This is a genomic window from Nocardia panacis, assembly GCF_003598715.1.
In the GTDB taxonomy this organism is placed as follows: Bacteria; Actinomycetota; Actinomycetes; order Mycobacteriales; family Mycobacteriaceae; genus Nocardia; species Nocardia panacis.
Genome location: NZ_QZFU01000045.1, coordinates 215167 through 241232 on the forward strand (window position 1 = coordinate 215167; position 26066 = coordinate 241232).

The following is a 26066-nucleotide window of genomic DNA, read 5'->3' on the forward strand; positions in this document are numbered from 1 at the left end:
ACTGCCGGACACCGGGATAGGCACGTGATGAACGACTCGATCGGCTGGGAGGCCGAAGCGGACCTGGTGGTGATCGGCGGCGGTGTCGCCGGTCTGAGCGCGGCCACCACCGCCTCGCGGCACGGACTGCGGGTGCTGACCCTGAGCAAGGGCGGCCCCACCGACACCTCCACCCAGTACGCCCAGGGCGGCATCGCCGTCGTCGCGCCGGACGGCGATTCGGTGGACGCGCACCTGCGCGACACCCTCGAGGCGGGCGCGGGACTGTGCGACGCGGCGGCGGTGCGCGCCATCGTCTCCGGCGGACCGCGGGCGGTGGCGGCGCTGACCGACCTCGGCGCGGTCTTCGACCTCGGCCGCGACGGACAGGTCTCGCGCACCCGCGAGGGCGGGCACAGCACCCGCCGCATCATCCACGCGGGCGGCGACGCCACCGGCGCCGAGGTGCAGCGCGCGCTCAACGCGGCCGGACTTCCGGTGCTGTTCGGCGCGGCGGCCGCCGATATCGTCACCGGACCCGATGGTGTGCGCGGCGTGATCGCCGTCTCCGAGCGCGGACTCGGCGTGGTGCACACACCCGCCGTACTGTTGGCCACCGGCGGGCTCGGCCAGTTGTACGCGCTCAGCAGCAATCCGCCGGGCGCGACCGCCGACGGTATCGCGCTGGCGCTGCGGGCCGGCGCGACGGTGGCGGACCTGGAATTCGTCCAGTTCCATCCCACCGTGCTGTACACGCCGGGCGGGCGCGGACGACGTCCGCTGATCAGCGAGGCGGTGCGCGGCGAGGGCGCGACTCTCGTGGACGCAGCAGGCAAGTCGGTGATGAACGGCGTGCATCCGCGCGGCGACCTCGCCCCGCGCGATGTGGTGTCGCGCGCCATCGCCCGGCGCATGCGCGCCCGCGGTGTGGATCACGTCTACCTCGACGCGCGCGCCATCGCCGATTTCGCCCACCGGTTCCCGACGATTACCGCCTCCTGCCGTGCGGTGGGCATCGACCCCGCCGTGGATCTCATCCCCGTCGCGCCCGCCGCGCATTACCAGTGCGGTGGTGTCATCACCGATGCCGGCGGACGCACCGAGATCGCCGGACTGTACGCGGCAGGGGAGGTGGCCCGCACCGGCCTGCACGGTGCGAACCGCCTCGGCTCCAACAGCCTGCTGGAGGGGCTCGTCGTCGGCGAGCGCGCGGGAGCGGCCGCCGTCGAGCGTCGAGGCGTACGCGCCCGCGTCACCGAGATTCCCGCACTGGCAAGGGAGTACGCCGATCGCGGGGAACTCCAGCAGCATATGACCACCCATGCCGCCGTGGTGCGCGACGGCGACGGACTCGCCCTCGCCCGCAAAGCCATCGACGCGGCGGCCACGACGCTCACCCATGGGATGTTCACCGGCGCCGCGACGGAAGACACTGTGGCGCGCCGCATCTCGGCCCTCGAGGACGCCGCGCTGACACTGACCGCGCGCGCCCTGCTCACCGCGGCCGCTTTGCGCACCGAGAGTCGCGGCTGCCATACGCGATCGGACTATCCGACGCAGGAGGGCCGGCTGCGCCAGAGTCTGCCGATCCGGCTGAACCGGGACGGCAAACCCCAACTCGTCGCGGCCAGGCCACCGGCGGCGCCGCGATCGTGAACGGGTCGTCTCGGCCGTCCCGCGCTGGACGGCCGTGCTGAATTACCAGGGGCAGTAATGGGATTCCGCAATGCGGCGGACGAGTGTATGGGAGTGGTGCGATGAGTCTCGATGCAGGATTGGATCGTGAGGAAGCGGTGCGACTGATTCGCGTCGCACTCGAGGAGGATCTGCGGTTCGGGCCGGATATCACCACCGCGGCGACGGTTCCGGCCGAAGCGGTGGTGCGGGCGGCGGTGGTGCCGCGCCAGGCCGGGGTGGTGGCCGGGCTGGATGTCGGGCTGCTGGTGCTGGACGAGGTGCTCGGAGCGGGCGGGTACGAGATCACCGAGCGCGTCTCGGACGGGACGGCGGTGCGGGCGGGCGAACCGGTGCTGGAGGTGCTCGCACCGACGCGGGGCCTGCTCACCGCCGAGCGGACCATGCTGAACCTGGTGTGCCACCTGTCCGGGATCGCCACCACCACTGCCGCGTGGGTGGCGGCGGTGGCGGGCACCGACTGCCGGATCAGGGACAGTCGAAAGACCCTGCCCGGCATGCGATCGCTGCAGAAGTACGCGGTGCGCGCGGGCGGCGGCGTCAACCATCGGATGGGTCTCGGCGATGCCGCGTTGATCAAGGACAACCATGTGGCGGCCGCGGGTTCGGTGGTCGCGGCGCTGCGCGCGGTGCGGGCGGCCGCACCCGAGCTGCCGTGCGAGGTCGAGGTCGACAGCCTCGAACAACTCGACGCGGTACTGGCCGAGAACGTGGAACTGGTACTGCTGGACAACTTTCCGCTCTGGCAGACGCAGGCCGCCGTGCAGCGCCGCAAGGCCGTCGCGCCCGCGACGAAACTGGAATCCTCCGGCAGCCTGACATTGGATTCGGCCGCCGACTACGCCCGCACCGGTGTCGACTATCTCGCGGTCGGCGCGCTGACCCATTCGGTGCGGGTGCTCGATCTCGGCCTGGATATGTGAGGGATGGAAGATGGCACGCTATGACAGTCTCGGGCGCACGTATTCGGTGACCCGACAGCCGGATCCGCGCATCGATGCCGCGATCGACGCGGCGGTGGCGGGTATGGCGTCGATCGCCAATATCGGCGCGGGCACCGGATCCTACGAGCCCGCCAATACCGTTGTCGCGGTGGATCCGAGCGCGGTCATGGTCGGTCAGCGCCCGCCCGGCAGCGCGCCCGCCGTGCGCGCCGCCGCCGAGAACCTGCCCCTCGCCTCGGATTGCGTGGATGCCGCGCTGGCCCTGCTGACCGTGCACCACTGGACCGACCTGGCCGAGGGCGTGGCCGAACTGCGGCGCATCGCCCGCCGCCGCATTGTCGTGTTCACCTGGGATCACACCGTCACCCGCGAATTCTGGCTGCTGCGCGACTATCTCCCGGCGGCGGCCGAGACCGATGCGGGGATGGCCGTCCCGATGTCGGAGCTCACCGAGTTGCTCGGCGCGACGACCGTGCGGACGATTCCGGTTCCGCACGATTGCCGCGACGGTTTCGGCGCCGCGTTCTGGCGCCGCCCGCACGCCTACCTGGACGAGGCGGTGCAGGCGGGCGCGTCCATGTTCGGGCTCACGCCGCCCGAGCAGTTGCGCGAGGGTCTGGCCCGCCTGCGCGCCGATCTCGATTCGGGCGCGTGGGAGCGCCGCTACGCCGACCTGCTCGACGCGACCGAACTCGATCTCGGTTACCGCCTGGTGATCGCCGACCTCTGATCAGGCCGTCAGCTCCCGTTCCAGCGGGGTGCGGAAGCGGGGGACGGCACGGATATCGCCGTACCAGGCGGTGAGCCGGTCGACCTCCGCTTCGATCAGCGAAATGGTTTGCGCGCCGACGTCTTCCAGCAGCCGATGGACGATCTCACCGTCGGAGCGCTGCGCCCAGCCGCCGACGATGCGGCCGTCGGACCAGATGGTCGGGCCGATATTCCCGTTGCGGTCGAAGAGGTTCGGGCCGTGTGGACCCAGATACCAGTCGCGGGACTGCCAGCCCATCGGCGTGGGATCGAGGGCGGGCAGCAGCGCGACCCAAGGATCGGGTGCGGTGACCGGCTCGAGATCGTCGGCGAGCACGAGTCCGGCGCCCGCCGCGCCGAGGTCCACCTCCGCCGTATCGAGGTGGGCCAGCGCCTTTCTCACCTCGCCGACCGGCCAGCCCGTCCACCATTTGAGATCGGTGATCGGGGCCGGACCGAAGGCGGTGAGCCACCTGCGCACCAGCTCGGCCCTGGCCTCGGCGGCGGACAGGCGCGCGATGCCTTGCGGCAGCAAGGATTCCACGGGCGACCAGGTGTATTGGCTACTGCTCCAACCGCCATTGGGTCGGCCGCGCACGATCCGCCCTTGCGCGCCGAGGACCACCAGCACCCAGGTGGTGATGCCGGTGGGCTTCGAATACGACTTGTCCGCAGCGATATTCACCTGAGTCCGTAGCAGCGGCACATCCTTGCTCAACTGCGCGCCCGTGGCGACCCCGCGTGCCAGTAGTGCCTGATGCGTCTGCTCCTCGACCTCGGTGAACCAGGCCAAGGCATCGCCCTCGACGGCCCCCGATCGCTCGAGGTATTTGGCATAGGTGCGACGTTGCTTGTCCGCCAGGTCGTTCGCGCTCGCGGCCTGGAGCACGCCGACCGAATCGGTCGGCGTCACGAACATGGTGCGCCGCATGGCCAGCATGCGCAGCAGGGTGCGATCGTCGTACAGCGCCCGCTCCACATCCTTCGGCTCGAGTTCGCGCCCGCGCGCCGCCACCGACAGGAATACGCCGGCCGGATCGGTGGCGTGCAGGGCGACAACCGATTCGGCGATCCGCTCCGGCGCGCCGTTCTTGGCGGCGAGCAGATGCCGAATCCCGAGTCTGGCCCGCCGTTCGGCACTGTTTATCGAACGCATGAGCGAATCCTAGTCGAGGGAATGTTCGGTCGCGTCATTCGATGGGCCGCCATTCGCGCAGTAGATCGACCAGTCCCGGAAAACGCGCGTCCAGGGATCCGGCCCGCCGCGATTTCGGTGGTGGTCATGCAAACTCCTTGTACGAATTTTCTCGTACCGCGTTGATGTTCGACTCCGATCGTACTAATACGGGATTACTCGAACTTGGGAGTAGGGAATGACCACCACCCTGGAGCGGCCGCGCGAACACGCGGCGGTCGGCGCGGCGACAATCCGGTCGGCGGATTGGCGCTGGCCGGTGGCGTGTTCGTGGGGTTGAGCGAGGGCACCTCGCAGCGCTGGGGGAACAATCCGGGTTATGGTCCGGTTGGTCGACATGCCGGGTGAACGCGGCTGCGAGATAAGAGGTGAGATGACCACCAACGTGGATCCCGCATACCACTGGAACGGCGCGGAACTGGATCTGGACGCGTATTTGGAGCGGATCGGCTACGCGGGGGAGCCGACGCCGACACCCGAGACGCTGCGGCTGCTGCATCGCGCGCACACCACCGCGCTGCCCTTCGAGAACTTCGACGCCGTCCTGGGGCGCGGCGTGGCGTTGGACCTGGCCGCTGTGCAGGACAAGATGATTCGCCACCGGCGCGGCGGCTACTGCTTCGAGCACGTCACGCTGTTCGCGGCCGCGCTGCAACGGTTCGGCTTCGAGTTCACCGCGCACACCGGACGGGTGGTGATGGGCGAACCGACGGGGTTGCGGCCCTCGACGCACGCGCTGCTGCGAGTCCGCACCGCCGCCGACGACCGGATCTGGCTGTGCGACGTCGGATTCGGCGCAGGCCCGCTCGAACCGTACGCACTCGCCCCCGATACCGGCGAATTCCCTTCGGGCGACTGGCGATTCCGCCTCGAAGCGCTGCGCGGCGCGCTCGATTCCGAACTGTGGGCGCTGCACCAGTTCGGCCCGAGCGGGTGGATTCAGCGCTACACCTTCACCGTCGAACCGAAGTACCGGATCGATTTCGAGGTGGGCAATCTGTACGTGTCCACCTCGCCGCGTTCGCCTTTCGCCACCCGGCCCTACGCGCAGCGCTTCCACCCCGACGTGCACCACGAACTCAACAACCGCACCTGGAATACCCGCTATCCGGACGGCCGCCTCGAAACTCGCGAGCCGACCATCGGCGAGTTGCCCGAGATCCTGCGCGAGGTCTTCGATATCGAACTGGGCGACGAAGACTTCGGCCGCCTCGAATTCGCCGACTGACATCCCAGTCGTCCACAGGTGCGCAGCCTCGGACAAACCAAAGGATTCGCCCGTGCGAGTGATGCCCGCCCGCGAATCGCGTGAGTAGGGTCGAGCGGGTGCGCATCCCACCACGCCTGCTCGCCCTGATCGCGATCCCGACGTTGGCCCTCACCGGCTGCGCCTCGGGACCCGATCAGCCCAAGACCGTCGCCCAGCGCTTCGCCGACGCGCTGAACCGCGACGATCCGGCAGCCGCGGCCGCGCTCACCGACGCCCCGCAGGCCGCTGGGGCCGCGCTCACCGGACTCTTCGACGGCCTGGGCAAGAATGTGCGCTTCGAAGTCCGCGACCCCACGACCAAGGACGCGGGCGCGTTCACCCTCGCGGCCACCTGGAAACTCGGCCCCGACGGGTCCAAACAGTGGAGCTACACCGCCCCGGCCACCGCCGCCGACCACGACGGCTGGAAGGTGCACTGGAATCCGGCGAGCATCGCACCCGGCCTGGACCAGGGTCCGCTGAGCTACGGCCCGGCCTACCCGGCCACACCCGCGCGGGTGCTCGACTCCGGCGGTGGCGATCTGCTCAGCCAGCAGATCGTCACCCTGGTGAATATCGCGCCGGGCGCAGACACCGCCGCGGTCGCCGCACTCCTCGGTGGGGTCGCCCCGGATATCACCCCCGCCTCGATGCAAACGGATCTGGCGGCGGCCCAAGGGAAACCGGCCACCGTCATCACACTGCGCGCCGCCGATATCGCGCCGATCCAAGAACGGCTCGCCGCCCTCCCCGGCGTTACCCTGGCACCGCAGCCCCGCCTGCTCACCTCCGACAGATCGCTGGCCTCCCCCGTCTTCTCCGGCCTGTCGGACCTGTGGCAGCAGCAATTCGACGCCGCCGCGGGCTGGGCGGTGCGCGCCACCACCGCCGGTGGCAATACCCTGCGCGTCGGCGGCGCGGAGGCCAAGCCGATGCCCGATATCGCCACCACCCTCAATATGGGTCTGCAGCGGGCGGCCAAGGCCGCGCTCCTGTCGATCGACAAACCCGCCGCCATCGTCGCGCTGCAACCCTCCACCGGCAGCGTGCTGGCCATGGCGCAGAACGCCGCCGCCGACGCGCAGGGTCCGATCGCCCTCACCGGCCTCTACCCGCCCGGATCGACCTTCAAGACGGTGACGGTCTCGGCCGCGCTGCAGGCGGGCATCGCCACGCCGGACACGGTCGTCGGCTGTCCGGGCACCGAGAACATCGAGGGCAGACAGATTCCCAACGACAATAATTTCGATCTCGGAAAAGTCCCGCTGCACACCGCATTCGCCAAATCCTGCAATACCACCATGGGCAGGCTCGCGGTCCAGTTGCCGCCCGAGGGCCTCACCAAGGCCGCGGCGCAATTGGGACTCGGTGTCGACTTCGTGACACCGGGATTGACCACCGTCACCGGGAAGGCGCCCACCGCGGACACCCCGGCCCAGCGCGTCGAATCCGGTATCGGTCAAGGCCGGGTGACGGCCACCCCGTTCGGGATGGCGCTGGTAGCCGCGGCACTGGCGCACGGATCGGTGCCCGCGCCCACCGTGGTGCGCGGCGCACCCGGCAAAGCGGATCGCCCGACCGCGGCGTTACCCGCGAGCATCCCGCAGCAGATCGAACCCATGATGCGCGAGACCATCACCTCGGGCACCGCCACCGAGTTGCGCGATATCCCGGACCTGCTCGGCAAGACCGGCACCGCCGAATACATCGACGACAAGCACGCGCACGGCTGGTTCGTCGGCATCGAGGGCGATATGGCCTTCGCGGTCTTCATCGCCGACGCCGGAAGTTCCGCTCCGGCGGTCGCCGCCGCGGGCCGAATGCTGCGCGCCACACGCTGATTGCCGCGCATGCGCCGGACGTACCTCCAGCTGTGCGCGGGTTCAAGGACGGCTTCGCCGACAGCGTGCACTAGGGTGAGTGTCGCGCGCGTCACGCGCGTCAGCACCCGTGCACGGACGGCACGCCGGAGTCGGCGTGGAGGTCGCGGCGCGGCCCGCTACACTCGTTCGCGACCACGCAGGTGGTCGACGCGCGGGATGTCACGATTTCGAGAAGGTTCGGAGTAGGCGCCATCGATACCGGTCAGTTGATCGCGGAACATTACCGCCTGGTCGAGCGGATTGGTAGCGGCGGCACAGGCGTGGTTTGGCGTGCCGTCGACGAGCGCCTGCAGCGCTCGGTCGCGGTCAAGCAGATCCACATCAAGGCCAGCCTCCCCGAGGGGGAGCGAGACGTGGTGCGCCAGCGCGCGATCCGCGAGGCCCGCAATGCCGCCCGCTTCCAACATCCCAATGCCATCGTGGTTTTCGATATCACCGAGCACGACGGTGACCCGTGCTTGGTCATGGAGTACCTCAAATCGCGCAGCCTGGCCATGGTGCTGTCCGCGCAGGGCACCTTGCCGCTCACCCAGGTCGGGCGCATCGGCGAGCAGGTGGCCTCCGCGCTCATCGCCGCGCACCAGGCGGGCATCGTGCACCGCGATGTCAAACCGGGCAATGTCCTGCTCGACGACCACGGCACGGTGAAGATCACCGATTTCGGCATCTCCAGGGCCACCGGCGATGTCACCCTCACCGAGACCGGCCTCATCTGCGGCACCGCCGCCTACCTCGCCCCCGAGTGCGCGCGCGGCACCGACCCGAGCCCGGCCTCGGACGTATTCTCCCTGGGAGCCACGCTCTTTCACGCCCTGGAAGGCGAACCGCCCTACGGGGCCAACGCCAATCCGCTCGCCGTGCTGTACGCCGCGGCCAACGGCCAGATCACCGAACCCCGCAATGCCGGTCCCGCAACGGATTTCCTGCTGCAACTGCTGAGCCCGGAACCCACCGAGCGGCCCACCATGCGGGCCGCGCGCGACTACCTGACCGCGCTCGCCGAGGCCGGTCCCACCCCGGTGGCGGCAGGCTTCGTCCCCGCCAGTGAGGCATATGCCACCCGCCGCCTCCCCGAGGGCGTCAAGCGCTCCCCGCGCCCCCCGGCCGCCCCCAACAATGGCCAGACCGAACCGATTTCGCGTCCGCTGCCCGAACCGCCCCGCTACAACGGCGCGGTCAGCCCGGCGCATCCGCCCACCGCCGCGCATCCGCGCACCACGGTCCAGCCCGCCGCCCCCAAGGGCAGCAAGCGCAAGGCGGTGCTGATCGGCTCGGTGGTCGGTGCGGTCGTCGCGGCCGGAGCCATCACCGTCGCCTCCATGAACAGCGGTGGCGGCAGCGGTCCCTCGGCGCAGGCCAATGCCCCGGCCTCCTCGTCCGCCGGACCATCCAGTGCCGCCCCCAAGGTCGCACCCGGTCAGACCAAGAATTCGAGTCAGGTCAATACCGGTTCGGCCGCCAATGTGATCGTCCAGTTCTATAAGGACATCCTGAACTCGCGCTTCAGCAATGCGTGGGGTCAGTTGACGCCCGCCGCCCAGCAGTTGTACGGGAATCAGTCCTCCTTCCAGCAGTACTGGTCCGATCACGGGATCCAGGATTTCGGCGGCGGGATCAGCGGTTCCAACAGCGGCGACGGTTCGGCGGATATGCATATGCCCAACCTGGTGTACACCGATGGCAAGGCGCGCAGCTCGCTGCAATACCGGGTGATCGACTCCAGCGGGCAGTTGCTCATCGACAGCGATACTCGCTGAGCCGCTGCGCTATTCGCCGCGAGGGCCACCCGCTGCGCGACCGCACCACACAGACACCCGTGGGCACCGGATCGAATCCGATGCCCAAGGGCGGTGCGGGCGTCGCAGCGGACGCCCCGGCCCACCGCCGCGGTCCGCGGCCCCATTGCCGTCCGCCCCGAGGGTGTCGCCGATTGTTCGGCCCCGTTGCCGACTGAGCGGAGCGCTCGCATCGCCATTCTCACGCCCCCACCGACTACGCTGCCACCTTCGAGGCGTCCCGCCAAGGCGAATACCCGTCACTGGCAGAGGATTGGCAGTCGTGGGGTAGTCAGCTTCCTGCCGTAGAAGGGATTTGGGTGCGATTCGGATGCAGCGTGCCGTAAGTGGCCATCCGCAGCACCCATTCGATCGGCCCGTAGCGGTGGCGGCGGATATACCAAGCGCTGGCGGCCAATTGGGCGGCGTAGACGGCCGCGGCGATGGCGAGGATCACCCAGTCGTTCATCCGACCCGCCATGGCGAAACCGTATCCGGTGAAGAGGATCGCCGCGAGGACCGATTGGCCGATGTAGTTGGTGGCGGCCAACTTGCCTGCGGGGGCGAACACCTCCCGCAGCCACGAATACCGGTGCAGCAGTTGGAGAACGGTGGCCGAGTAGGCGGCGGTCAGCAGTGGCGCGGCCAAATAGGCGGGACCGGCGAGCGGCAAATCCGTCAGCGTCTCCAGCGCCGCGATCGGCAGCCCGATCCCGTACCCGATGATCTGGACGCGCCCCAGCCACGGCAGGTAGCGCTGCGGCTGTTCCAGGATGCGCCGCTTGCCCGCCACGAATCCGAGTAGCAGCGTCGGCAGCACATTCAGCAGACCGAACAGCAGGAACTGTGGCAGATTGTGCACGAACCCGTCCCAGCGGTACGCCGCCGCGTCCAGCCACCCGGCTCGCATCGCCTCGAGTTGGGTCGACCTGTCGGACTCGCTCGACGCGGAGTCGCCGCCGAACAGTTGCATGGCGGTCATCACGACGGCGAACAAGCCGAACGGCACCGCGGCCGTGATCAATGCCGTCCTGATCCGAATCCGACTCAGCGCCAACAACACCAGGGCGATCGCGCCGTACCCGAACAGCACCTCGCTGTCGTAGAAGAACACCCGGTGCAGTAGCCCGATCGCCATCAGCGCCAGGCAGCGCCGCACCGTGCGCGCCACCGCATTGGCCCCCGCCCGCTCCGCCGACCGGAATTGCATGGTGAGCGAGTATCCGAACAGGAATCCGAACAGCACATAGAACTTGTTATGAAAGAAAATCCCGACCAGATCATGCGCCGCTCCACCCTCGAAGGTGAACGGTCCCGACATGGCCATGATATTGACGACGAAAATCCCACCGAGGGAAAACCCGCGCAACACATCGAGCGCCTCGATCCGCGGCACGGAAGCAACCTGCTGATCCATACCCCCGGACGCTAAGCATCCCGTTCTCGTCCCGGATCACACCGCAGTGTGAGGGGGGATCGTTCCCAAGGATGAAAAGTTGGCGATGGTCGGTTGCGGTTAGTCGTAGTGCCCTCGGCAGGCGACGATGGTGACGGTATCGTCGTCGGCGCGGTAGACCAGGCGATGTCCGGAATCGATCCGCCGCGACCACCATCCGGAGAGGTTCGCCCGCAGCGGCTCCGGCTTGCCGATGCCATCGGCGTTGCCGTTGCGGCGGATGTCCTCGATCAGAAGGTTGATGCGCCGCAGCAGTTTTCGATCCTCGCGCTGCCAGTGCAGGTAGTCTTCCCAGCCATTCGGATCGAAGCGAACTTTCAGGCTCACAGGTCGTCGTCCGCCTCATCGGCTACATCGATCAATTCGTGTACCTCCGTACGTCCGGCGTCCACATTGGCGATCGAGTCGAGAAGTCGCCGTGCCATCGTCGGGTTGGACAGCAGGTAGTTGGTTTCCTTCAGTGCCGAATACTCGGCCAAGGAGATCACCACGGCCGGGGCCTTGCCGCCACTGCGGGTGATGATCACTTCGTCGTTGTCTTCGGTGGCCGCGTCCAGCACCTCGGCGAAGTTGGCGCGGGCATCCGTGGCGTGCATCGCTCTCATGGTGAACACTCCTCCTATCCCGCATGGATGGGCGGGGTACACCCAACTGTACGCGATCGAGTACGGGATTGCGTCGAGGCCGCTAGGGTGTGCGGGTACGGGTAGCCGGGCGAGGACGGGTCGGAGGCCGTAGGCTGCCGGAATTGGTTGTCGGTTCGGATCATTCGACCACTTCGGAGTTGTTCGTTGAGCGCATACGACCACGGTCCTGATGAAGCAGGGGCGCGGGGTTCGGGGTTTTCGCTGTACGGGGCGGAGTTCGCGGCGGATCCGCACGGGGTGTATCGGGAGATGCGCGGGTCGGGGGCGCAGGTTCCGGTGGAGTTGGCGCCGGGCGTGGCGGCGACCTTGGTGATCGGGCATGCGGCGGCGTTGCGGGTGCTGCGGGATCCGGAGCATTTTCCGGCGGATGCGCGGAACTGGGAGCAGGCCCTCGCACCGGGCTGCCCGGTGCCCGCGCGGATGCGGTGGCGACCCACATTGCGCCACTGTGACGGTGACGCCCACACCCGCTACCGGGGTGCGGTCGCGGACGTCCTCGCCGAGGTCGATCTGCATCTGCTGCATCGGACGGTGGTGAATATCGCGGTGCCGCAGATCAATTCGTTCTGCGCGGCCGGTGCGGCCGATCTGGTGAGCGAATACGCGGCACCGGTGACGCGGGCCGCGCTCGAGGTCGTGCTCGGCCTGCCGCCGGACCTCGGGACCCGGTTGGTCGACGCGCCCGAGGAGATGACCGGACTCCTCGCCGCCAAGCGCGCCGATCCGGGCGATGACGTACTCACCCGACTGCTGACCCATTCCGCCGCGCTGACCGACCTGGAAATACTCGAACAGGCCGCCGAACTCTACCGCTCCGCCATGGAACCCCTGCGCGACCTGATCGCCAACACCCTGCTGCTCACCCTGATCGACGACCGCTTCCACGCGGACTACCTCGGCGGCGCGCTGACCACCCGCGCCGCGCTGGAGGAGATCCTGCGCACCGATCCACCGGTGGCGACGGGCGCGCTCACCTACCCTGGCCAACCTGTCCAGATCGACGGCACGTGGCTACCGGCCCATCAACCGGTGCTCATCGGTATCGCCGCCTGCAATGCCGATCCGACGAGCGGTTCCGCCGCCTACGCGGGCACCCGTGCCCACCTGGCCTGGGGTTCGGGTCCGCACGCATGCCCGGCCGCCGCCCAGGCCCAGTTGATCGCCGAGGTCGCCATTGATCAGCTACTCGACGCCCTGCCCGATCTGTCGCTCGCCATCGCCCCCGAGTACCTGTCCTGGCGGCGCGATCCCTTCCATCGCGCGCTGACCGCGCTACCGGTGGTCTTCCCGGAATCCCCGCCGCTGCACATATAGACACCGCCGGGAAGCTGTTCTCTCTGGATCACTACGCGTACCTCCGCCTTCGCTCCGGCCTGGCGCGGGTCTGCGGACGGCTGCGCCGACAGTGCCCATTAGGCTGGTAAGCGAACGGTTGCCGTGAAACCGACCGTTCGGCGTGGAAGCACCAGTAGACAAGGACCGTGGCCCACATGACAACCCCCATCGAGCTCGCCCGCGTGGATCTGCGCGGCCGCACTCCCGCCATAGCCGAGCTGCGCTCCGCGCTGCCGCGCGGGGGAGTCGACGTCGACTCGGTGCTGCATCATGTGCGTCCGGTGGTCGAGGCGATCAGGGATCGCGGCGTCGAAGCCGCCCTCGAATACGGCGAACGTTTCGACGGCGTGCTGCCCGCCGCGGTCCGGGTGCCCGCCGCCGAGCTGGAAAAGGCGCTGGACCAACTGGATTCGACGGTGCGCGCGGCGCTCGAGGAGTCCATCGCCCGCGCCCGCCGCGTCCACGCCGATCAGCGGCGCACCGATAAGGTCACCGAGGTGGTGCCCGGCGGCACCGTCACCGAGCGCTGGGTCGCGGTGGAGCGGGTCGGCCTGTACGTGCCGGGCGGTAATGCCGTCTACCCGTCGAGTGTGGTGATGAATGTGGTGCCCGCGCAGACCGCGGGCGTCGGTTCGCTGGTGGTGGCCTCGCCGCCGCAGGTCAGGTTCGGTGGCCTGCCGCATCCGACCATTCTGGCCGCCGCGGCCCTGCTCGGCGTCGAGGAGGTGTGGGCGGTCGGCGGCGCGCAGGCGGTCGCGCTGCTCGCCTACGGCGGTGTCGACACCACGGGCGCGGCGCTCGAACCGGTGGATCTGATCACCGGCCCCGGCAATATCTATGTCACCGCCGCCAAGCGGCTGGTGCGCGGCCTGGTCGGTATCGACGCCGAGGCGGGGCCGACGGAGATCGCCGTCCTCGCCGATGCCACCGCCGACCCGGTGCATGTGGCGGCGGATCTGATCAGTCAGGCCGAACACGATGTGCTGGCGGCGAGCGTGCTGGTCACCGACAGCGCGGCGCTGGCCGATGCGGTGGATGCCGCGCTCAATGCCCAACTGCCCGTGGTCAAGCACGCGCACCGGGTGCGGGAGGCGCTCTCGGGCAGGCAGTCCGGGATCGTGCTGGTGGACGATATCGAGCAGGGTCTGCGGGTGGTCAACGCCTACGCGGCCGAGCACTTGGAGATCCAGACCAGGGACGCGGCGGCCGTGGCGGCGCGGGTGCGCTGCGCGGGCGCGATTTTCCTCGGCCCGTACGCGCCGGTCAGCCTGGGCGACTATTGCGCGGGTTCGAATCACGTGCTGCCGACCGCCGGATGCGCCAGGCACTCCTCGGGTTTGAGCGTGCAGACCTTCCTGCGCGGTATCCACGTGGTGGAGTACACCGAGGCGGCGCTGAAGGATGTCGCCGGACATGTGGTGGCGCTCTCGCATGCCGAGGATCTGCCCGCGCACGGCCAGGCTGTCACCGCGCGATTCGAGGCGCTGTCGTGACCATTCCCGGTTCGGCCATCACCCTCGAAGACCTACCCCTGCGGGACACTCTGCGTGGTCGCAAGCCTTACGGCGCACCGCAGTTGACGGTCCCGGTGCAGTTGAACACCAATGAGAATCCGCATCCGCCCAGTCGCGCACTGATCGACGATGTCGCCGAATCCATTCGCGCCGCCGCCGCCGATCTGCACCGCTACCCGGACCGCGACGCCGTCGCGCTGCGCGGCGACCTCGCCGCCTATCTCACCCGCCAGACCGGTGTCGCGCTGGACACCGCGAATGTGTGGGCGGCCAACGGCTCCAACGAGATCCTGCAACAGTTGCTGCAGGCGTTCGGTGGGCCGGGCCGCACCGCACTGGGTTTCGTGCCGTCGTATTCGATGCACCCCATCATCTCCGAGGGCATCGATACCGAATGGCTCGAGGCCAAGCGCAATGCCGATTTCTCTCTCGATATCGATTACGCGGTGAACGCGATCGCCGAGCGCCGCCCGGATGTGGTGTTCGTGACCAGCCCGAACAATCCGACGGGGCACAGCATCGCGCCCGCCGATATGGCGCGCATTCTGGAGGTCGCGCCGGGGCTGGTGATCGTGGACGAGGCGTACGGGGAGTTCTCCGCCGCGCCGAGCGCGATCGGGTTGATCGATCGTCATCCCGCCAAGTTGGTGGTCACGCGCACCATGAGCAAGGCGTTCGCCTTCGCGGGCGGCCGTCTCGGCTACTTGGCCGCCGCGCCCGCGATGATCGACGCGCTGCTGCTGGTGCGCCTGCCCTATCACCTGTCGGTGGTCACACAGGCCGCCGCGCGGGCCGCGCTGCGGCATGCCGACGAGACGCTGGCCAGTGTCGCGGAATTGGCCCGCCAGCGCGACAGGGTGGCGGAGTCCTTGCGCGCCTTGGGTTTCGACGTGGTGCCCAGCGATGCCAACTTCCTGCTGTTCGGCCGGTTCGCCGATGCGGGCGCTACTTGGCAGCGCTACTTGGACAGCGGCGTGCTCATTCGTGATGTCGGCATCCCCGGCTACCTGCGCGCCACCATCGGCCTGGCCGCCGAGAACGACGAATTCCTCCGGGTCGGCGCCGCGCTCGCGACCACCGACCTCGTCCCCAGATGAATCCGCCTGTGAAGGAAAAGATTATGAGCAGAACCGCGCGGGTGGAGCGCGTCACCAAGGAATCGAATATCGTCGTCGAGCTCGATCTCGACGGCTCCGGACGCACCGAGATCGCCACGGGCGTCCCGTTCTACGACCACATGCTGACCGCGCTCGGTGCGCACGCGGGCTTCGATCTCACCGTCCGCGCCGAGGGCGATATCGAGATCGAGGCGCATCACACCGTCGAGGACACGGCCATCGTGTTCGGGCAGGCGTTGGGAAAGGCGTTGGGGGACAAGAGCGGTATCCGCCGCTTCGGGGATGCCTACATTCCGATGGATGAGACGCTGGCGCACGCCGTGGTCGACGTGTCGGGTCGACCGTACTGCGTGCACACGGGGGAGCCGGAACATCTGCTGCACGCGGTGATTCCGGGCGCGGGTCCCGGCGCGCCCTACTCGACGGTGCTCAATCGGCATGTCTTCGAGTCGATCGCGATGAACGCGCGTATCGCGCTGCACGTACGGGTGCTCTACGGACGCGACCAGCATCACGTGACCGAGGCCGAATTCAAGGCTGTGGCACGGGCGTTGCGCGCCGCTGTCGAGCTCGATCCTCGGGTCAACGGTGTTCCATCCACGAAAGGCACACTGTGACAGTGAAATCCGTGGTGCTGCTCGATTACGGTTCGGGCAATCTGCACTCGGCCGAGCGGGCGCTGGCGCGGGCCGGGGCGAAGGTGGAGGTCACGGCCGACGCGTCGGCCGCGCTGGCCGCCGACGGTCTGGTGGTGCCCGGTGTCGGCGCGTACGCGGCGTGTATGGCCGGGTTGCGCGCGGTGCGGGGTGACCGGATCATCGGGCAGCGGCTGGCGGGTGGTCGCCCGGTGCTGGGGATCTGTGTCGGAATGCAGATCCTGTTCGAGCGCGGGGTGGAATTCGGTGTGGAGACCGAGGGCTGCGCGGAATGGCCCGGTGTGGTCGAGCGGCTGTCGGCGCCGGTGTTGCCGCATATGGGCTGGAATACCGTCTCGGCCCCGTCCGACAGCACCCTGTTCGCCGGGATGGACGCCGAGACCCGCTTCTACTTCGTGCACTCCTACGCGGCCCTGGCCTGGGATCTGCCCCCGAGTGAGCATTTCGCGCATCCCCGGCTCACCTGGGCCGAGCACGGGGTGCCGTTCCTGGCGGCAGTGGAGAACGGGGCGCTGTCGGCCACGCAGTTCCACCCCGAGAAATCCGGTGATGCCGGAGCGCGGTTGCTGCGCAACTGGATCGACTCGCTCTGAGTAGGTGGCCGCGCCGGTCATCGATTCCGGCGCGGCCCTGCCGGTTTGGGGCCGCCCGGCTGCGGCCGCCCGACACTCTCGGCCTCCGCCCGGTGCCGCCCCGTCCAGCGAACTGTAGGTATAGCCAACGACTGCCTTGCTACATTGGTGTCCATGGACATCGCGCAGGATGGTGCCGAGGGCAGGTTGCGCGCACTGCCGACCCGGCTGATGAATCAGGTCGCCATCGTGGCCAACCGGGCCACCGATCGCGCGCTGGACGCGACCGGTTCGCGTCGCTACCACTACGCGCTATTGGCCACCCTCGCCGAGGTCGGACCGGCCAGTCAGGCGGAGTTGGGCAGGCGCACCCGCATCGATCGCAGCGATGTCGTCGCGGTCCTCAACGATCTGGCCGAGCGCGCATTCATCGAGCGCTGTCCGGACCCCACCGACCGCCGCCGCAATATCGTCACCCTCACCGCGACGGGTTCGGCCCACCTCGCCGAGATGGACGGGCACCTGCGCCACGCCCAGGACGAGATGCTGTCCGCGCTCAACCACGAGGAACGATCCCAACTGGTCGGCTTGCTGGTCCGCATTCTCGACGACCACGCGAGGGGCTGAGCCCGACCGCCCCGATCGAGACCTCGCGCACCATATCCGCAGGCCGGAGAAGGACCTTCGGCCCCGGCCGATTAAACTGCTCCCGTGAGTGAGCGGAGCCAACCAGGCAGTGACACGGTGTCCCGAGCCAGCAGCGGGGAGGTCCGATCGTGAGCCTCGTACTGCTGCCCGCCGTCGATGTCGCCAACGGTGAGGCCGTGCGCCTCGTCCGGGGGGAGGCGGGCAGCGAGACCAGCTACGGCTCGCCCCGCGAGGCCGCGCTGGCCTGGCAGCAGGCCGGCGCCGAATGGGTGCACCTGGTGGATCTGGACGCCGCCTTCGGGCGCGGCTCCAACCGCGAGCTGCTGGCCGAGGTCGTCGGCGAGCTGGATGTCAAGGTGGAACTGTCCGGCGGCATCCGCGACGACGAGTCGCTGAAGGCGGCCCTGGCCACCGGCTGCGCGCGGGTGAATCTGGGCACCGCCGCCCTGGAGGACCCGAAGTGGTGCGCCCGCGCCCTCGGCGAATACGGCGACCGCATCGCGGTCGGCCTGGATGTGCGCATCGTCAACGGCGAGCACCGGCTGCGCGGTCGCGGCTGGGTCAGCGACGGCGGCGACCTGTGGGAGGTGCTCGAGCGCCTGGAGGGCGACGGCTGCACCCGCTACGTCGTCACCGACGTCACCAAGGACGGCACCCTCACCGGCCCGAATCTGGACCTGCTGCGCGGGGTCTGCCAGGCCACCGACGCGCCGGTCATCGCCTCCGGCGGGGTCTCGACCATCGCCGACCTGGTGGCCATCGCCGAGCTGGTCCCCGAGGGCGTGGAGGGTTCGATCGTCGGAAAGGCGTTGTACGCCGGGCGTTTCACGCTGCCCGACGCGCTCGCCGCGGTGCGTTGAGGTAATGGCTACTCCCGAAAGCGATTTGCCCGCGCTGCTGGCCGTGGCGAGCGAGGTGCTCGACGCGGTGCGGCCGCGCTTTCTGGAAGGTGTCGGCGCGCCGAGCGCGGTGGCCAAGGGCCGCAACGACTTCGCCACCGAATTCGATCTGGAACTCGAGCGCACCGTCTCCGATGAGCTGTCCCGGCGCACCGGAATCGAGGTGCACGGCGAGGAATTCGGCGGTCCGCAACTCACCGCGGGCACCGCGTGGGTGCTGGACCCGATCGACGGCACCTTCAATTATTCGCAGGGGCATCCGCTTTCGGGCATGCTGCTGGCACTGGTCCGCGAGGGCGAACCCGTCATCGGACTGACCTGGCTGCCCATGCTGGACCGTCGCTACGCGGCCGTGGCGGGCGGCCCGGTGCTATTGGACGGCGCGGCCATGCCGCCGCTGCCGCACGGCAAGTTGGCCGAGGCCATGATCGGCTTCGGCACCTTCAATGTGGATGTGCAGGGCCGGATCCCCGGTCAGTTCCGCTTCGATCTGCTCGGCCCGCTCAGCAGGCTGTCCTCGCGGGTGCGCATGCACGGTTCGACCGGAATCGACCTGGCCTTCACCGCCTCCGGCGTACTCGGCGGCGCGATCGTCTTCGGCCACCATCCGTGGGACAACGCCGCCGGGGTGGCGCTGGTGCGCGCGGCGGGCGGCGTGGTGACGGATCTGTCGGGCGCGCCGTGGACCATCACCTCCGGGTCCGTGCTGGCCGCCGCGCCCGGAGTGCACGAGGAGCTTTTGGACATGATCTGCACTGTCAAAGAGGAAGCGTGAGGCTGTGACACTCGCAGTAAGGGTGATTCCGTGTCTGGATGTGGACGCGGGTCGGGTCGTCAAGGGCGTCAACTTCGAGAACCTCAGGGATGCGGGCGATCCCGTCGAACTGGCCGCCCGCTACGACGATCAGGGCGCGGACGAGCTGACCTTCTTGGATGTCACCGCCTCCACCGGCGACCGGGGCACCATGATCGATGTGGTGACCCGCACCGCCGAGCAGATCTTCATCCCGCTGACCGTCGGTGGCGGTGTCCGCACGGTCGAGGATGTGGATCGCCTGCTGCGCGCGGGCGCGGACAAGGTGTCGGTCAATACGGCCGCGATCGCGCGGCCCGAGGTGCTGCGGGAGATGTCGCAGCGGTTCGGTTCGCAGTGCATCGTGCTGTCGGTGGACGCCCGCACGGTGCCGGATGGGCAGCCCGACACCCCGTCCGGCTGGGAGGTCACCACGCACGGCGGTCGACGTGGCACCGGGATCGACGCGGTCGAATGGGCGCGGCGCGGCGCGGAATTGGGTGTGGGGGAGATCCTGCTCAACTCGATGGACGCCGACGGCACCAAGGTCGGCTTCGATCTGCCGATGATCCGCGCGGTGCGGGCCGAGGTCTCGGTGCCGGTCATCGCCAGCGGCGGCGCGGGCGCGGTGGACCATTTCGTGCCCGCGGTGCGAGCGGGCGCGGACGCGGTATTGGCGGCCAGCGTCTTCCACTTCGGCGAGTTGACCATCGGTCGGGTGAAGGACGCGATGCGCGCGGCGGATATCGTCGTTCGTTAGGGCCCGTGTCCTAGCGGGATTCCGCCACAGCGGAATTCGGTCGACACCTCCGGGTTGGATTGGACCATGACCCTCGGAATCTCGCTGTCCCCTTTCACGCTCAACAATTCCGACAATGCCGTCGACGCCGCGGTCACCGCGGGCCGGGAGGCCGCGGCGGCGGGTGTGCGCTCCGTCTGGCTGGGGCAGCTGTTCGGTCCCGACAGCATCGCCGTCGCGGGCATTCTGGGGCGCGAGGTGCCCGAACTCGAGGTCGGCACCTCCGTGGTCCCGATCGCGGGCAGGCATCCACTGGTGGTCGCCGGTCAGGCGCAGACCGCGCAGGCCGCCAGCCACGGCCGCTTCACCCTCGGCATCGGCACGGGTTCGCGCGCCATGGCCGAGGCCGCGTTCGGCGGGAGTTTCGACCGGCCGATCGCGCATCTGCGCGAATTCCTCACCGCGCTGCGTCCCCTGCTCGAAACCGGCACCGCCGATCTGCACGGCGAGATCTTCACCGCCGCACCGCCGTTCAGCGCGGAGGTGGCCGGGGCGAAGCCGCCGGTGCCGGTGCTGGTCTCCGCCTTGGGACCGCAGACGCTTCGGGTCGCGGGCGAACTGGCGGACGGGACCATGCCCTACCTCGTCGGCGCGAACGCGCTCAATGAGCACATCGTCGAACCGCTACGCGCCGCGGCGGCAAGGGCGGGCAGGCCGACCCCCCGCGTGATCGCCCTGGTGCCCGCCCTCGTCACCTCCGATGTGGCCGCCGCGACCGCGGCCGCCGAGGAGTCCATGGCCTTCTACGACAAGATTCCGGCCTATCGCCGCGTTCTCGAGAAGTCCGGTGTGCAACGCGCCGCCCAGTTGGCCGTACTCGGCGATGAGGACACGGTGGCGGCCGCACTCGAGGCCTACTTCGCGGCCGGGGCGACGGAGATAGTGGTGGCCAACTCCGACCTCACCACCGAGGCCGACCGGCTGCGCACGCTGGCGCTGGTGGGTGAATTGGCCCGCGCCCGCGCCTGATCCGCCGCCCCTGTTATAAACGGTGACATGACATTGGACCCCGCCATCGCCGCCCGCCTCAAGCGCAATGACGCCGGGTTGGTGGCGGCCGTCGCCCAGGAGCGCGGCACCGGCGAGGTGCTCATGATGGCCTGGATGGATGACGAGGCCCTGGCCCGCACCTTGGCGACCCGCAGGGCCACCTACTATTCGCGGTCCAGGGCGCAGTACTGGGTCAAGGGCGAGACTTCGGGCCACACCCAGTACGTGCACGAGGTCCGCCTGGACTGCGACGGCGATACCGTGCTGCTGATCGTGGACCAGGTGGGCGCGGCCTGCCACACCGGCACCCACACCTGCTTCGACACCGATGTGCTGCTGGCCGCTTCGTGACTATCGCTCGCCGCGGGCGTCCCCGACCCCTTCGGCGAGCGCCTCGGACATCTGCCCGGTCATCTTCTCGCTGAGTTCGGCCAGTTCCTCGGTCTGCCCGGCGTCGAGCCCGTCGAAGACGAGGCGGCGCACCGCGTCCAGATATCCGGGGGCCGCCTCCACCACCTTCAGGTAGCCGTCATCGGTGAGGACGGCTTGGACGCCGCGCCGTCCGGTGGTGGCGCTGCGCTCGGCCCAACCCATGCGTTCCAGCTTTGACACCACATGGGACAGGCGCGATAGCGATGCATTTGCCTTGTGGGCCAGATCACTCATTTGCAGTCGATGGCCCGGTTCCTCCGACAGCAGGGTGAGGACCCAGTACTCGAAATGGGTCACGCCGGATTCGCGCTGCAATTGGGTATCCAGCGCACCGGGTAATCGGGTCATCAGCGCGACGATCGCGCGCCAAGCTCGTTGTTCGACGGGGTCGAGCCATTTCGTCACTGTGTGCCTTCTTTCAAGCCAAGTGACGTGGTTTTGTCCGTTCGCCTAGCGATTAATGAAAAGCGTATTCACAGTCACCCGTGTGAATGAGTTTGCCACGGCTTCGCTCGACCGTCATGAAGTTAGGCGCGTCCGTGAGGTCACTCACATGCCCTCGCGGCGTGTTGCCTCGGTCTCCCGACTTGCCGGGTTCGACTCGATCCGACCGGTCTGTTCGACGGCCTTCCGCCCGCGCCAATGCCGCCGCGCGAGCAGGACGAGCAGCAGGACGAAAACCGCCGCCGCGACGATCGCGCCGACCAGCGCCGCACCCCGGAACGCGGGCGCCTCGACATCCAGAATCCGGCGCCCGGCATTGGCTCCGCTACCGGTGCCCAGCACGATGGTCAGCGTCATGAGGTTGGGGACGGCGGTGAGCACCGCGAGCACGCCGGACGCGCCCGCCAGCACCTTGCCCGCCCGCCTGCGCCAGACGAAGACCGCGAACAGGATCAGCAGCAGCGGGATGAGCGTGCCGAGCGCGCCATAGCCCAAGCCGAGCAGGATGCCCTTGGAGAAGCTCTTGTCGACCATGGAACCCACCCGCTGTGCCCACCAGCGCGGGATGAACGCCGCCAGGATGAAATAGGCCCCGATCAACACCGCGATGGCCGCCAGTGCGCCGATGACACGCGTGCGCCACCTGGACCAGAACGGCTTGTGCTCGGTGTGCCCTTCGCTACCAGTCATGGGTCCAGCGTAGGGGTGCTTCCGCGTGGAACAGTTTCACCCGCAGGGTGTTTCAGCGGGTCCGCAGGAAGGCCAACGCCTCGTCGGCGTGCACATTGGCGCGCAGCTCACCCGAGATGATCTTCAGGATGGTGCGATCGGTATCGATGACGAAGGTCTGCCGTTTGACCGGGGCCAATCGCCCCAGCAGCCCGCGCTTGACCCCGTAGGCGGCGGCGACCTTCCCCTCGGAATCGGAGAGCACCGGATAGCCGAGGCGCTGCTTGGTGGCGAAACCCGCCTGGATGGCGACGCTGTCGGTGCTGATACCGACGCAGGACGCGCCCAACCGCGCGAATTCGCCCGCCACATCCCGGAAGTGGCACGCCTCGGCGGTGCACACGGGGGTATTCGCGGCGGGATAGAAGAACAGGACCAACGGGCCGGCGGCGAGCAGGGACTCCAGCGAGCGGACGGTGCCGGACTGATCCGGGAGCTCGAACTGCGGGGCGAGCCGACCTGTCTTCATGTGACTGGACAGTACACAGCGAAACGGCGTGCGGCCGAACGCGACCGCGGGCATCGGTGGAGGCGGGGCGCGCCTCCACCAAGGCGACTCACGCGTCAGCCGCTCTCGCGGCGACTCGGGCGGCAGCCACCATTGCGGCGACTCGGGCGGCAGCCACTATTACGGCGACTCAGGCGGTAGCCACGATTATGGCGACTCAGGCGCCGATCAGGGCGGCGACCTCCGGATTCTTGATGGCCATGACATCGAGGATGCCGTGCGCGCGCAGGAACGGCCTGAGCTCGCGAATCCGGTCGCTGTGTATGGCGTACTCGTCCGGGAAGTGATGGCGGTCGATGGCTTCCAGCGCCTTCACGTAGGTGACGAAGGAGGCCAGGGCGCTCACCGGGCTGATGCCCTGGCTACCGCCCATCGGACTCGGGGCCTGGCCCGGCATGCGCGACAACGAACCTGGGCCTGCATGCCGCTGAGCCTCCGGGTGCGAGGGGTACATCGGGTGCGGACTCCTCTCGGTGTTGGTACCGCTCGAGATGGGGAAGGGAGAACAGATGGAACGGACGGAGTCTAGTGACCACGGCCACAGGGGTCGGCGGCGCGTCCGAACCGACCGGTCTAATTCGGATGCGGCGGTTGGCGCTCCGGATCGGCCCGTGATACTTGAGCGATGACCGGCGCATCCACCACGACCACGACCCGCGAACAGTTCCGCCTGCTGGCCGCCGAGCACCGGGTGGTTCCGGTGACCCGCAAAGTGCTCGCCGACTCGGAGACTCCGCTCTCGGCCTACCGCAAGCTGGCGGGTGGTCGGGCGGCGACCTTCCTGTTCGAATCGGCGGAAACCGGTCGGTCCTGGTCGCGCTGGTCGTTCATTGGGGCGGGCAGCCCCTCGGCGCTCACGGTGGTGGACGGAAAAGCCGCCTGGCTCGGCGCCATTCCGGCCGACGCCCCCTCCGGCGGCGACCCGCTCGACGCCCTGCGCGAGACGCTGGAACTGCTGCGCACCGAGCGCCTGCCCGGTCTGCCCCCGCTCACCGGCGGCATGGTCGGCTACCTCGGCTACGACGCGGTGCGCCGGATGGAGCGCCTGCCGGAACTCACCGTCGACGATCTGCGCGTGCCCGAGATGGTGCTGCTGCTGGCCACCGATCTGGCCGCCTTCGACCATCACGAAGGTGCGATCACCCTCATCGCCAACGCGGTCAATTGGGACGGCACCGCCGACAAGGTGGACGAGGCCTACGACGACGCCGTGACCCGCCTCGACCGGATGACGCGCGCGCTGGCCGAACCAGCCGATTCCACGGTCTCGGTCTTCGACCGACCGGAGCCGCGGTTCCGGCGCAGACGCACCTGCGAGGAGTTCGGGGCGGGGGTGCGGCGGCTGGTCGAGGAGATCGAGGCGGGCGAGGCATTCCAGGTGGTGCTGTCCCAGCGTTTCGAGATGGACTACGACGGCGATCCGCTCGACCTCTACCGCATGCTGCGCGCCTCCAATCCGAGCCCGTACATGTATCTGCTGCAGGTTCCCGACGGCTCGGGCGACACCGCGTTCTCGATCGTCGGCTCCAGCCCGGAAGCGCTCGTCACGGTGAAAGACGGTGTCGCGACCACACATCCGATCGCGGGCACCCGCTGGCGCGGGGTCACCGAGGAGGACGACCTGCTGTTGGAGAAGGGTCTGCTCGCCGACGAGAAGGAGAACGCCGAACACCTGATGCTGGTCGACCTGGGCCGCAACGATCTGGGGCGGGTCTGCCTGCCCGGTACGGTGCGGGTCACCGAATACCGGCATGTCGAGCGGTATTCGCATGTCATGCATCTGGTGTCCACGGTGTCCGGGCGGCTCGCGCCGGACCGGATCGCGCTCGACGCGGTGCGCGCCTGCTTCCCGGCGGGCACGCTGTCGGGCGCGCCGAAGGTGCGCGCCATGGAGCTGATCGAGGAGTTGGAGCCGACCCGCCGCGGCGTCTACGCCGGTGTGGTCGGCTACCTCGACTTCGCGGGCGACGCCGATACCGCCATCGCCATCCGCACCGCGCTGCTCAAGGACGGCACCGCCTACGTGCAGGCGGGCGCGGGCATCGTCGCCGATTCCGAACCGGACTACGAGGACGCGGAATCGCGTACCAAGGCGATGGCCGTGCTGAAGGCGATCGCGGCGGCCGAGACGGTGCGCGCGTACCCGATCGGGGAGGCCGACGAGCGATGAGCGGGCAGCCGCGCAAATACCCGATCGCGCCCGCGGCGCTGCTCGCGGCGGCCGCCGCACTGCTGTGGCTGTCGTCCCGGATGACGTGGGTGACGGTGCACTCCGCCGACGGTCTCACCGAACCGCGGGTGCATCACCTCGCCGGCGCGACCTGGTTCGGCGCGCTCACTCCGCTCGCCCTGGTGCTGCTGGCCGCCATCGCGGCCGCGCTGGCCACCAGGGGCTGGTTGCGCCGGTTGGTCGGGGTGCTCGTCGCCTTGGTGGCCGCGGTGGCCGCGGTGCCGGGTTTCGCGCTGCTCATGGGCAAGGCGACGGCGGAGCGCGCGAAGACGTTGGCGGAGTTGCCCGCCCGCGCCGAGGTCACCGATCTGCAGACCTCGGCCCTCGCGGCGGTGGTGTCGCTGTTCGGCGCGGCCGCGGCCCTCGCGGCGGCGGCGCTGCTGGCCCGCATGTCCGAGCGCGCGGCCCGGCTGTCCGGCAAATACGACAACCCGGTCTTCCGTCGCGCCGCCGCGTCCGCTCGGGTACGCGACGCCGAGGCGGGCGCGGCGCCGGACCGCCTCGCCGAGCGCGTGCTCTGGGACGCGCTGGACGCGGGCGCGGATCCCACCGAGGCGGCGCCGAGCAAGTCCGCCGAGGCGGTGCCGAACAACCCCATCGAGGCAGTGCCGAGCAAGTCCACCGAGGCGGCGCCGAACAACACGGGCGCGGACCGGGATTCGTCGAGCGGCGGGACCAAGGCCGGGTGAGCGCTCGGCCGCGCGCCGCAACCCGCCTGCATGCCCGCATCGGCCATTACCGCGTGTTGTGAGCAAACACAACCCCGCCGTTACCGTGCGATCCCCGCCCATTTATTCTTTGTCAGCATCGGTGAGACAGCGCCCTG

General features: G+C 69.1%; 27 protein-coding genes. 19 read left to right on the plus strand and 8 right to left on the minus strand.

The features are described 5' to 3' along the window. Positions 1 to 27: 27 nt before the first annotated feature. The 3 genes from D5S18_RS31530 (at position 28) to D5S18_RS31540 (ending at position 3348) form a co-directional block, all read left to right on the plus strand. Positions 28 to 1635: an L-aspartate oxidase gene (locus D5S18_RS31530; protein WP_120044774.1), complete on the plus strand. Its 1608-nt coding sequence runs from the start codon at positions 28 to 30 to the stop codon at positions 1633 to 1635. Between the two features lie 101 nt (positions 1636 to 1736). Beyond that, the gene (gene nadC / locus D5S18_RS31535; protein WP_120044775.1) at positions 1737 to 2597 is read left to right on the plus strand and encodes a carboxylating nicotinate-nucleotide diphosphorylase; all 861 of its coding nucleotides are present in this window, start codon (positions 1737 to 1739) and stop codon (positions 2595 to 2597) included. A 10-nt stretch (positions 2598 to 2607) separates the two neighbouring features. Next, positions 2608 to 3348: a methyltransferase domain-containing protein gene (locus D5S18_RS31540; RefSeq protein WP_120044776.1), complete on the plus strand. Its 741-nt coding sequence runs from the start codon at positions 2608 to 2610 to the stop codon at positions 3346 to 3348. Here D5S18_RS31540 and D5S18_RS31545 read toward each other — a convergent pair whose 3' ends face one another. Further along, positions 3349 to 4524 (minus strand): winged helix DNA-binding domain-containing protein, encoded by a 1176-nt coding sequence (locus tag D5S18_RS31545; protein ID WP_120044777.1) that lies wholly within the window; start codon positions 4522 to 4524, stop codon positions 3349 to 3351. 412 nt (positions 4525 to 4936) lie between these two features. Between D5S18_RS31545 and D5S18_RS31550 the strand changes: the two genes are divergently transcribed. From D5S18_RS31550 to D5S18_RS31560, 3 genes are all read left to right on the plus strand, one after another. Further along, positions 4937 to 5791 (plus strand): arylamine N-acetyltransferase family protein, encoded by an 855-nt coding sequence (locus tag D5S18_RS31550; RefSeq protein WP_120044778.1) that lies wholly within the window; start codon positions 4937 to 4939, stop codon positions 5789 to 5791. Positions 5792 to 5889: 98 nt separating this feature from the next. After that, a complete protein-coding gene (locus tag D5S18_RS31555; protein ID WP_203237010.1) occupies positions 5890 to 7653 on the plus strand; it encodes a penicillin-binding transpeptidase domain-containing protein in 1764 nt (587 codons plus the stop codon). 248 nt (positions 7654 to 7901) lie between these two features. Continuing rightward, positions 7902 to 9452 (plus strand): serine/threonine-protein kinase, encoded by a 1551-nt coding sequence (locus D5S18_RS31560; protein WP_120044929.1) that lies wholly within the window; start codon positions 7902 to 7904, stop codon positions 9450 to 9452. A 310-nt stretch (positions 9453 to 9762) separates the two neighbouring features. Here the strand turns inward: D5S18_RS31560 and D5S18_RS31565 are convergent, their stop codons facing one another. The 3 genes from D5S18_RS31565 to D5S18_RS31575 form a co-directional block, all read right to left on the minus strand. Further along, entirely contained in the window at positions 9763 to 10887 is a 1125-nt protein-coding gene (locus D5S18_RS31565; RefSeq protein WP_120044780.1) for a DUF418 domain-containing protein, read from the minus strand. 99 nt (positions 10888 to 10986) lie between these two features. Beyond that, positions 10987 to 11247 carry a Txe/YoeB family addiction module toxin gene (locus D5S18_RS31570; RefSeq protein ID WP_120044930.1) on the minus strand — a complete coding sequence of 87 codons (261 nt, stop codon included), beginning with the start codon at positions 11245 to 11247 and terminating at the stop codon, positions 10987 to 10989. Between the two features lie 2 nt (positions 11248 to 11249). After that, positions 11250 to 11531 carry a type II toxin-antitoxin system Phd/YefM family antitoxin gene (locus D5S18_RS31575; RefSeq protein WP_203237011.1) on the minus strand — a complete coding sequence of 94 codons (282 nt, stop codon included), beginning with the start codon at positions 11529 to 11531 and terminating at the stop codon, positions 11250 to 11252. A gap of 186 nt (positions 11532 to 11717) precedes the next feature. On the opposite strand from D5S18_RS31575, the gene D5S18_RS31580 reads away from it, so the two are divergent. The 11 genes from D5S18_RS31580 to hisI all read left to right on the plus strand — a co-directional run bounded on the left by D5S18_RS31580 (position 11718) and on the right by hisI (position 21248). Further along, the gene (locus D5S18_RS31580) at positions 11718 to 12887 is read left to right on the plus strand and encodes a cytochrome P450 family protein (protein WP_239004115.1); all 1170 of its coding nucleotides are present in this window, start codon (positions 11718 to 11720) and stop codon (positions 12885 to 12887) included. Between the two features lie 176 nt (positions 12888 to 13063). Beyond that, positions 13064 to 14401, plus strand: a complete 1338-nt coding sequence (gene hisD / locus D5S18_RS35990) for a histidinol dehydrogenase (protein WP_120044782.1) — start codon at positions 13064 to 13066, stop codon at positions 14399 to 14401. Then, positions 14398 to 15519, plus strand: coding sequence for a histidinol-phosphate transaminase (locus tag D5S18_RS31590; RefSeq protein ID WP_239004116.1), 1122 nt, complete (start codon positions 14398 to 14400; stop codon positions 15517 to 15519). Before hisD ends, D5S18_RS31590 begins: the two co-directional genes overlap by 4 nt. A gap of 23 nt (positions 15520 to 15542) precedes the next feature. Further along, positions 15543 to 16157 (plus strand): imidazoleglycerol-phosphate dehydratase HisB, encoded by a 615-nt coding sequence (gene hisB / locus D5S18_RS31595; protein ID WP_120044933.1) that lies wholly within the window; start codon positions 15543 to 15545, stop codon positions 16155 to 16157. After that, entirely contained in the window at positions 16154 to 16789 is a 636-nt protein-coding gene (hisH, locus tag D5S18_RS31600) for an imidazole glycerol phosphate synthase subunit HisH (protein WP_120044783.1), read from the plus strand. The genes hisB and hisH overlap by 4 nt, the downstream gene beginning before the upstream one ends. Before the next feature lie 153 nt (positions 16790 to 16942). Beyond that, the gene (locus D5S18_RS31605) at positions 16943 to 17395 is read left to right on the plus strand and encodes a MarR family winged helix-turn-helix transcriptional regulator (protein WP_120044784.1); all 453 of its coding nucleotides are present in this window, start codon (positions 16943 to 16945) and stop codon (positions 17393 to 17395) included. A gap of 149 nt (positions 17396 to 17544) precedes the next feature. Further along, complete coding sequence (gene priA / locus D5S18_RS31610) at positions 17545 to 18276, plus strand: bifunctional 1-(5-phosphoribosyl)-5-((5-phosphoribosylamino)methylideneamino)imidazole-4-carboxamide isomerase/phosphoribosylanthranilate isomerase PriA (protein ID WP_120044785.1); 732 nt, start codon at positions 17545 to 17547, stop codon at positions 18274 to 18276. A gap of 4 nt (positions 18277 to 18280) precedes the next feature. Continuing rightward, entirely contained in the window at positions 18281 to 19090 is an 810-nt protein-coding gene (locus D5S18_RS31615; RefSeq protein WP_120044786.1) for an inositol monophosphatase family protein, read from the plus strand. 4 nt (positions 19091 to 19094) lie between these two features. Further along, positions 19095 to 19868, plus strand: coding sequence for an imidazole glycerol phosphate synthase subunit HisF (gene hisF, locus D5S18_RS31620; RefSeq protein ID WP_120044787.1), 774 nt, complete (start codon positions 19095 to 19097; stop codon positions 19866 to 19868). 66 nt (positions 19869 to 19934) lie between these two features. Next, the gene (locus D5S18_RS31625; RefSeq protein WP_120044788.1) at positions 19935 to 20876 is read left to right on the plus strand and encodes a TIGR03564 family F420-dependent LLM class oxidoreductase; all 942 of its coding nucleotides are present in this window, start codon (positions 19935 to 19937) and stop codon (positions 20874 to 20876) included. Positions 20877 to 20903: 27 nt separating this feature from the next. Next, entirely contained in the window at positions 20904 to 21248 is a 345-nt protein-coding gene (hisI, locus tag D5S18_RS31630; protein ID WP_120044789.1) for a phosphoribosyl-AMP cyclohydrolase, read from the plus strand. Here hisI and D5S18_RS31635 read toward each other — a convergent pair whose 3' ends face one another. From D5S18_RS31635 to D5S18_RS31650, 4 genes are all read right to left on the minus strand, one after another. After that, a complete protein-coding gene (locus D5S18_RS31635; RefSeq protein WP_120044934.1) occupies positions 21249 to 21677 on the minus strand; it encodes a MarR family winged helix-turn-helix transcriptional regulator in 429 nt (142 codons plus the stop codon). Positions 21678 to 21878: 201 nt separating this feature from the next. Continuing rightward, the gene (locus tag D5S18_RS31640) at positions 21879 to 22463 is read right to left on the minus strand and encodes a permease (protein WP_120044790.1); all 585 of its coding nucleotides are present in this window, start codon (positions 22461 to 22463) and stop codon (positions 21879 to 21881) included. Between the two features lie 52 nt (positions 22464 to 22515). Further along, positions 22516 to 22971, minus strand: coding sequence for a peroxiredoxin (locus tag D5S18_RS31645; RefSeq protein ID WP_120044791.1), 456 nt, complete (start codon positions 22969 to 22971; stop codon positions 22516 to 22518). Positions 22972 to 23167: 196 nt separating this feature from the next. Next, positions 23168 to 23407 (minus strand): hypothetical protein, encoded by a 240-nt coding sequence (locus tag D5S18_RS31650; RefSeq protein ID WP_239004117.1) that lies wholly within the window; start codon positions 23405 to 23407, stop codon positions 23168 to 23170. A 228-nt stretch (positions 23408 to 23635) separates the two neighbouring features. On the opposite strand from D5S18_RS31650, the gene D5S18_RS31655 reads away from it, so the two are divergent. Both D5S18_RS31655 and D5S18_RS31660 read left to right on the plus strand, forming a co-directional pair. After that, positions 23636 to 25180 carry an anthranilate synthase component I gene (locus tag D5S18_RS31655; RefSeq protein ID WP_120044793.1) on the plus strand — a complete coding sequence of 515 codons (1545 nt, stop codon included), beginning with the start codon at positions 23636 to 23638 and terminating at the stop codon, positions 25178 to 25180. Beyond that, positions 25177 to 25929, plus strand: coding sequence for a TIGR02234 family membrane protein (locus tag D5S18_RS31660; protein ID WP_120044794.1), 753 nt, complete (start codon positions 25177 to 25179; stop codon positions 25927 to 25929). Before D5S18_RS31655 ends, D5S18_RS31660 begins: the two co-directional genes overlap by 4 nt. Positions 25930 to 26066: the final 137 nt, after the last annotated feature.

What these genes read in the sequence shown, in the direction of transcription:
- D5S18_RS31625 (WP_120044788.1), top strand. Translation starts at nt 19,935, where the DNA reads ATGACCCTCGGAATCTCGCTGTCCCCTTTCACGCTCAACAATTCCGAC.
- D5S18_RS31605 (WP_120044784.1), top strand. Translation starts at nt 16,943, where the DNA reads ATGGACATCGCGCAGGATGGTGCCGAGGGCAGGTTGCGCGCACTGCCG.
- D5S18_RS31575 (WP_203237011.1), bottom strand. Translation starts at nt 11,531, where the DNA reads ATGAGAGCGATGCACGCCACGGATGCCCGCGCCAACTTCGCCGAGGTG.
- D5S18_RS31550 (WP_120044778.1), top strand. Translation starts at nt 4,937, where the DNA reads ATGACCACCAACGTGGATCCCGCATACCACTGGAACGGCGCGGAACTG.
- D5S18_RS31650 (WP_239004117.1), bottom strand. Translation starts at nt 23,407, where the DNA reads ATGCCGGGCCAGGCCCCGAGTCCGATGGGCGGTAGCCAGGGCATCAGC.
- hisB (WP_120044933.1), top strand. Translation starts at nt 15,543, where the DNA reads ATGAGCAGAACCGCGCGGGTGGAGCGCGTCACCAAGGAATCGAATATC.
- D5S18_RS31615 (WP_120044786.1), top strand. Translation starts at nt 18,281, where the DNA reads ATGGCTACTCCCGAAAGCGATTTGCCCGCGCTGCTGGCCGTGGCGAGC.
- D5S18_RS31635 (WP_120044934.1), bottom strand. Translation starts at nt 21,677, where the DNA reads ATGACCCGATTACCCGGTGCGCTGGATACCCAATTGCAGCGCGAATCC.
- D5S18_RS31645 (WP_120044791.1), bottom strand. Translation starts at nt 22,971, where the DNA reads ATGAAGACAGGTCGGCTCGCCCCGCAGTTCGAGCTCCCGGATCAGTCC.
- D5S18_RS31530 (WP_120044774.1), top strand. Translation starts at nt 28, where the DNA reads ATGAACGACTCGATCGGCTGGGAGGCCGAAGCGGACCTGGTGGTGATC.
- D5S18_RS31655 (WP_120044793.1), top strand. Translation starts at nt 23,636, where the DNA reads ATGACCGGCGCATCCACCACGACCACGACCCGCGAACAGTTCCGCCTG.
- D5S18_RS31545 (WP_120044777.1), bottom strand. Translation starts at nt 4,524, where the DNA reads ATGCGTTCGATAAACAGTGCCGAACGGCGGGCCAGACTCGGGATTCGG.
- hisD (WP_120044782.1), top strand. Translation starts at nt 13,064, where the DNA reads ATGACAACCCCCATCGAGCTCGCCCGCGTGGATCTGCGCGGCCGCACT.
- D5S18_RS31540 (WP_120044776.1), top strand. Translation starts at nt 2,608, where the DNA reads ATGGCACGCTATGACAGTCTCGGGCGCACGTATTCGGTGACCCGACAG.
- D5S18_RS31640 (WP_120044790.1), bottom strand. Translation starts at nt 22,463, where the DNA reads ATGACTGGTAGCGAAGGGCACACCGAGCACAAGCCGTTCTGGTCCAGG.
- nadC (WP_120044775.1), top strand. Translation starts at nt 1,737, where the DNA reads ATGAGTCTCGATGCAGGATTGGATCGTGAGGAAGCGGTGCGACTGATT.
- hisI (WP_120044789.1), top strand. Translation starts at nt 20,904, where the DNA reads ATGACATTGGACCCCGCCATCGCCGCCCGCCTCAAGCGCAATGACGCC.
- D5S18_RS31565 (WP_120044780.1), bottom strand. Translation starts at nt 10,887, where the DNA reads ATGGATCAGCAGGTTGCTTCCGTGCCGCGGATCGAGGCGCTCGATGTG.
- D5S18_RS31660 (WP_120044794.1), top strand. Translation starts at nt 25,177, where the DNA reads ATGAGCGGGCAGCCGCGCAAATACCCGATCGCGCCCGCGGCGCTGCTC.